The sequence below is a fragment of the Streptomyces sp. NPDC007863 genome, from assembly GCF_040633895.1.
GTDB lineage: Bacteria > Actinomycetota > Actinomycetes > Streptomycetales > Streptomycetaceae > Streptomyces.
Map to the genome: position 1 here is coordinate 1 of NZ_JBEYEI010000060.1, position 1300 is coordinate 1300.

The 1300-nt window shown below is 69.9% G+C and carries 1 protein-coding gene; it reads right to left on the bottom strand.

What is annotated here, in order from left to right:
* Positions 1 to 29: 29 nt before the first annotated feature.
* Positions 30 to 1231, bottom strand: a protein-coding gene (locus ABZ621_RS37570; protein WP_360611668.1) for an IS3 family transposase whose coding sequence is annotated in 2 segments (ribosomal slippage) — positions 30 to 940 and positions 940 to 1231 — 1203 coding nt in all. Because the reading frame shifts where the segments join, the coding sequence is not laid out codon by codon here.
* Positions 1232 to 1300: the final 69 nt, after the last annotated feature.

The window sequence follows — 1300 nt, forward strand, 5'->3', positions numbered from 1 at the left end:
CGGGCCTTGACCCCGAATCCTGGACACGGTTATGCGGCTGGCGTCAGCGTAGTTGATGTTGCTCGGGACGCTGTCTCGTAGGCGATCGGGCTGCGGTGTCCGAGGCGGGAGTGACGACGTCGGGTGTTGTAGCGGTGCAGCCAGCGGAACGCGTCGAGGCGGGCTTCGCGCTCGCTGGACCAGTGCTTTCGGCCCTGGAGCGTCTCCCGCTTGAACGTCGCGTTGAACGACTCGGCGAGCGCGTTGTCCGCCGAGCTGCCGATCGCGCTCATGGACTGGCGGACGCCGGCCTGGCGGCAGGCGTCGGCGAACGCCCGGCTGGTGTACTGGGCGCCGTGGTCGGTGTGGATCACCGCTCCGGTGAGGCTGCCGCGGGTCCGTTCGGCGGCCGCCAGGGCGTCGAGGACGACCTCGGTTCGCATGTGATCCGCGACCGCCCAGCCGACGAGGCGGCGCGAGGCGAGGTCGATCACGGTGGCCAGGTAGAGGAACTTCCCGCCGTCCAGCGGGAGGTAGGTGATGTCGCCGACGTACTTCATATTCGGCTCGATCGCGGTGAAGTCGCGGCCGATCAGGTCCGGGGCCTTCGCCGCGGCCGGGTCCGCCACCGTGGTGCGGTGCCTGTGCCGCAGCCGCAGACCCGCCAAGCCTGCCTGGCGCATCACGCGGGCGACCCGCTTGTGGTTGACCCGCTCGCCCTCCTCGCGGAGCTCGGCGGTGATCCTGGGGACACCGTAAGTGCCGTCCGATTCGAGGTGCACGGCCCGTATCCGGGCGACGAGCCGGGCGTCGGCCGCCTGCCGTGCGGCCCGGTCCGCGGCCGTTCGGCGCCAGTAGTAGAAGCTCGAGCGGGCGATGCCCAGGATGGTGCACAGCCGCTTCACGCCGTGGCGGCGCTGGTGATCGGCGACGAACTGGAAGCGGTTCACCAGCGCGTCTCCCCGGCGAAATACTTCGCCGCCTTCCGCAGGATCTCGCGTTCCTCCTCCAGCTCGCGGACCTTCTTGCGCAGAGCGGCGTTCTCCGCCTCCAACGGCGTGGGCGGCTCGGCCGGCTCCCCCGCCCGGCGTCCCCGGGGCCGGCTCACCCCGGCCGCCTGGACCCAGTTACGCAACGTCTCCGGGTTGACCCCCAGATCAGCGGCGACCGACCTGATCGTCGCTCCAGGCCGCGACTCGTACAACGCGACCGCGTCCGCCTTGAACTCCGGCGGATAGTGCTTCATGACCACGGGACATCCGTTCTCCTGGACTCAAGATCCAAGTGTCTCGAGTGTCCAAAATCCGGGGTCAAGGCCCGT